This window comes from Amycolatopsis sp. WAC 04169 (assembly GCF_003947535.1).
GTDB classification, from domain to species: domain Bacteria; phylum Actinomycetota; class Actinomycetes; order Mycobacteriales; family Pseudonocardiaceae; genus Amycolatopsis; species Amycolatopsis keratiniphila.
In genome coordinates, this window is record NZ_QHJI01000026.1 from 1 (window position 1) to 5,188 (window position 5,188).

Sequence of the window (5,188 nt, forward strand, 5' to 3'; positions counted from 1 at the left end):
GTTAGTCCGGCGGTGTCCTACTCTCCCACAACCCTTCGGTTGCAGTACCATCGGCGCTGTCAGGCTTAGCTTCCGGGTTCGGAATGGGACCGGGCGTTTCCCTGACGCTATAACCACCGAAACACTATGAAACACCCACACACGCTCACACATTGTGTGTGGTTGTGTGGTGTTTCAGAGCTGTAGAGTGGATGCGTAACATCTTTGTGGGCAAGTCCTCGGCCTATTAGTACCAGTCAACTCGACAACACATTACTGTGCTTCCATTTCTGGCCTATCAACCCAATGGTCTGTTGGGGGCCTTAACCCACAAGGGGTGGGATACCTCATCTTGGAACAGGCTTCCCGCTTAGATGCCTTCAGCGGTTATCCCTTCCGAACGTGGCCAACCAGCCATGCCACTGGCGTGACAACTGGCATACCAGAGGTTCGTCCGTCCCGGTCCTCTCGTACTAGGGACAGCCTTCCTCAAGTATCCTACGCGCGCGGCGGATAGGGACCGAACTGTCTCACGACGTTCTAAACCCAGCTCGCGTGCCGCTTTAATGGGCGAACAGCCCAACCCTTGGGACCTACTCCGGCCCCAGGATGCGACGAGCCGACATCGAGGTGCCAAACCATGCCGTCGATATGGACTCTTGGGCAAGATCAGCCTGTTATCCCCGGGGTACCTTTTATCCGTTGAGCGACACCCCTTCCACCAGGTGGTGCCGGATCACTAGTCCCGACTTTCGTCCCTGCTCGACATGTCTGTCTCACAGTCAAGCTCCCTTGTGCACTTGCACTCAACACCTGATTGCCAACCAGGCTGAGGGAACCTTTGGGCGCCTCCGTTACTCTTTAGGAGGCAACCGCCCCAGTTAAACTACCCATCAGGCACTGTCCCTGAACCAGATCATGGTCCGAGGTTCAGATTCCCAATCCGACCAGAGTGGTATTTCAACAACGACTCCACCAACACTAGCGTGCCGGCTTCACAGTCTCCCACCTATCCTACACAAGCCGAACCGAAAACCAATACCAAACTATAGTAAAGGTCCCGGGGTCTTTCCGTCCTGCCGCGCGTAACGAGCATCTTTACTCGTAGTGCAATTTCGCCGGGCCTGTGGTTGAGACAGCCGGAAAGTCGTTACGCCATTCGTGCAGGTCGGAACTTACCCGACAAGGAATTTCGCTACCTTAGGATGGTTATAGTTACCACCGCCGTTTACTGGCGCTTAAATTCTCAGCTTCACCCCGAAGGGTTAACCGGTCCTCTTAACGTTCCAGCACCGGGCAGGCGTCAGTCCATATACATCGTCTTGCGACTTCGCATGGACCTGTGTTTTTAGTAAACAGTCGCTTTCCGCTGGTCTCTGCGGCCACCCACCCCTAGTCCGCAAGGGACTTCAGAGTGTTTGGCCCCCCTTCTCCCGAAGTTACGGGGGCATTTTGCCGAGTTCCTTAACCACAGTTCACCCGATCGCCTTAGTATTCTCTACCTGACCACCTGTGTTGGTTTGGGGTACGGGCCGTGCACGCACTCGCTAGAGGCTTTTCTCGGCAGCATAGGATCACTCTACTTCACCTCAATCGGCTACGCATCACGTCTCAACCTATATGGAGTGCGGATTTGCCTACACTCCGGTCTACACGCTTACACCAGTACTACCACTCACTGGCGGAGCTACCTTCCTGCGTCACCCCATCACTCGACTACTACGGAATCAGATCCCACGCTCCACAACCACCCTCCACCCCGAAGGGTCTTGGATGGCGCTTTGGGTGGTTAGTATCAACCGCCTCATCCTGGGCGCACGTGCTCGGGTACGGGAATATCAACCCGTTATCCATCGACTACGCCTGTCGGCCTCGCCTTAGGTCCCGACTTACCCTGGGCGGATTAGCCTGGCCCAGGAACCCTTGGTCATCCGGCGGCAGAGTTTCTCACTCTGCATTCGCTACTCATGCCTGCATTCTCACTCCCACACCCTCCACGACTGGCTTCCGCCGCCGCTTCCCTGGATGCAGGACGCTCCCCTACCCATCCGTGCGACTAGACATCCCTTCAAGAGAGACGCCGATCTATATGCACGAATGACACAGCTTCGGCGGTGTGCTTAAGCCCCGCTACATTGTCGGCGCAGGACCACTTGACCAGTGAGCTATTACGCACTCTTTCAAGGGTGGCTGCTTCTAAGCCAACCTCCTGGTTGTCTGGGCAATCCCACATCCTTTCCCACTGAGCACACACTTAGGGGCCTTAGCTGGTGTTCTGGGCTGTTTCCCTCTCGACGACGAAGCTTATCCCCCGCCGTCTCACTGCCACACTCTCACACCACGGTATTCGGAGTTTGGTTGATTTCGGTAACCCGGTAAGGCCCCTAGACCATCCAGTAGCTCTACCCCCGTGGAGAAACATGTGACGCTGCACCTAAATGCATTTCGGGGAGAACCAGCTATCACGGAGTTTGATTGGCCTTTCACCCCTACCCACAGCTCATCCCCTCAGTTTTCAACCTAAGTGGGTTCGGCCCTCCACGTCGTCTTACCGACGCTTCAGCCTGGCCATGGGTAGATCACTCCGCTTCGGGTCTAGACCACGCGACTATGACGCCCTATTCAGACTCGCTTTCGCTACGGCTACCCCACACGGGTTAACCTCGCCACGCAGCACTAACTCGCAGGCTCATTCTTCAAAAGGCACGCCATCACCTCAACATCACAAGGATGTGCTCGGGCTCTGACGGCTTGTAGGCACACGGTTTCAGGTACTCTTTCACTCCCCTCCCGGGGTACTTTTCATCTTTCCCTCACGGTACTAGTCCGCTATCGGTCTTCAGGAAGTATTTAGGCTTACCGGGTGGTCCCGGCAGATTCACAGCAAATTCCACGAGCTCGCTGCTACTCGGGAACACCAGACAAACAATCCACAACGTGTTTTCGCGTACGGGACTCTCACCCACTCCGGTCGCCCATCCCAAGGCGTTCCACTAACACGCGTAATCATTCCGAGGACTGTCAGATCCTCGACGCTGGGTCCCACAACACCGCTCATACAACGCCTGACAGCTTGACATATAAACGGTTTAGCCTCTTCCGCTTTCGCTCGCCACTACTCACGGAATCACGGTTGTTTTCTCTTCCTACGGGTACTGAGATGTTTCACTTCCCCGCGTTCCCTCCACGCACCCTATATATTCAGATGCGGGTAACACCACATAACTGGTGCTGGGTTTCCCCATTCGGAAATCCTCGGATCACAGCTCGGTTGACAGCTCCCCGAGGCATATCGCAGCCTCCCACGTCCTTCATCGGCTCCTGAAGCCAAGACATCCACCATGTGCCCTTAACAACTTGACCACAAAGATGCTCGCATCCACTCTACAGTTCTCAAACACCACACCAGAAACAAACAGCTCCCGGGGCGTAAGCCCCTCGGCGTGTTGCCTCAGGACCCAACAGCGTGCTTGTGAACACCGAAATCCCCTTGACCCTGCAGCACACGTTCCACGCTCCGTGCGGAGCAGTACTAGCCCGTGCGGGCATCAAGCGAACCGGCATAAACCAGTAGTTCCACAATTCCTTGAGCAACCAGCACAACACCACATTCGGGTATTGAGTGCCGGCCACTCCACCCATCGTTGGTCCGGGTATCCCGGCGGGGTGGATGTGTTGCTCCTTAGAAAGGAGGTGATCCAGCCGCACCTTCCGGTACGGCTACCTTGTTACGACTTCGTCCCAATCGCCAGTCCCACCTTCGACCACTCCCCCCCTTGCGGGTTGGGCCATGGGCTTCGGGTGTTACCGACTTTCATGACGTGACGGGCGGTGTGTACAAGGCCCGGGAACGTATTCACCGCAGCGTTGCTGATCTGCGATTACTAGCGACTCCGACTTCACGCAGTCGAGTTGCAGACTGCGATCCGAACTGAGACCGGCTTTAAGGGATTCGCTCCACCTCGCGGTATCGCAGCCCTCTGTACCAGCCATTGTAGCATGTGTGAAGCCCTGGACATAAGGGGCATGATGACTTGACGTCATCCCCACCTTCCTCCGAGTTGACCCCGGCAGTCTCCCACGAGTCCCCGCCATAACGCGCTGGCAACGTAGGATAAGGGTTGCGCTCGTTGCGGGACTTAACCCAACATCTCACGACACGAGCTGACGACAGCCATGCACCACCTGTACACCAACCACAAGGGAAGCCCTATCTCTAGGGATGTCTGGCGCATGTCAAGCCCAGGTAAGGTTCTTCGCGTTGCATCGAATTAATCCACATGCTCCGCCGCTTGTGCGGGCCCCCGTCAATTCCTTTGAGTTTTAGCCTTGCGGCCGTACTCCCCAGGCGGGGCGCTTAATGCGTTAGCTACGGCACGGACAACGTGGATGTCGCCCACACCTAGCGCCCAACGTTTACAGCGTGGACTACCAGGGTATCTAATCCTGTTCGCTCCCCACGCTTTCGCTCCTCAGCGTCAGTATCGGCCCAGAGACCCGCCTTCGCCACCGGTGTTCCTCCTGATATCTGCGCATTTCACCGCTACACCAGGAATTCCAGTCTCCCCTACCGAACTCAAGTCTGCCCGTATCGCCCGCACGCTCCACGTTAAGCGTGGAGTTTTCACGAACGACGCGACAAACCGCCTACGAGCTCTTTACGCCCAATAATTCCGGACAACGCTCGCACCCTACGTATTACCGCGGCTGCTGGCACGTAGTTAGCCGGTGCTTCTTATCCAGGTACCGTCACTTGCGCTTCGTCCCTGGCGAAAGAGGTTTACAACCCGAAGGCCGTCATCCCTCACGCGGCGTCGCTGCATCAGGCTTGCGCCCATTGTGCAATATTCCCCACTGCTGCCTCCCGTAGGAGTCTGGGCCGTGTCTCAGTCCCAGTGTGGCCGGTCACCCTCTCAGGCCGGCTACCCGTCGTCGCCTTGGTAGGCCATTACCCCACCAACAAGCTGATAGGCCGCGGGCTCATCCCGTACCGCCGGAGCTTTCCACAAGTTCCCATGCGAGAACCTGTCATATCCGGTATTAGACCCAGTTTCCCAGGCTTATCCCAAAGTACAGGGCAGATTGCCCACGTGTTACTCACCCGTTCGCCACTAATCCCCGGCCGAAACCGGATCATCGTTCGACTTGCATGTGTTAAGCACGCCGCCAGCGTTCGTCCTGAGCCAGGATCAAACTCTCCAACAATGTC

Annotated in this window: 3 rRNA genes; all 3 read right to left on the reverse strand. The window is 56.6% G+C overall.

Annotation, left to right across the window (positions count from 1 at the left end):
• Window positions 1-4: 4 nt before the first annotated feature.
• The 3 genes from rrf to DMC61_RS40755 all read right to left on the reverse strand — a co-directional run bounded on the left by rrf (window position 5) and on the right by DMC61_RS40755 (window position 5,184).
• Window positions 5-121: ribosomal RNA gene (gene rrf, locus DMC61_RS40745) — 5S ribosomal RNA — on the reverse strand.
• Between the two features lie 85 nt (window positions 122-206).
• A 23S ribosomal RNA gene (locus DMC61_RS40750) occupies window positions 207-3,342 on the reverse strand.
• A 323-nt stretch (window positions 3,343-3,665) separates the two neighbouring features.
• Window positions 3,666-5,184: ribosomal RNA gene (locus DMC61_RS40755) — 16S ribosomal RNA — on the reverse strand.
• Together the 16S, 23S and 5S rRNA genes form the textbook arrangement of a ribosomal RNA operon.
• Window positions 5,185-5,188 lie beyond the last annotated feature (4 nt).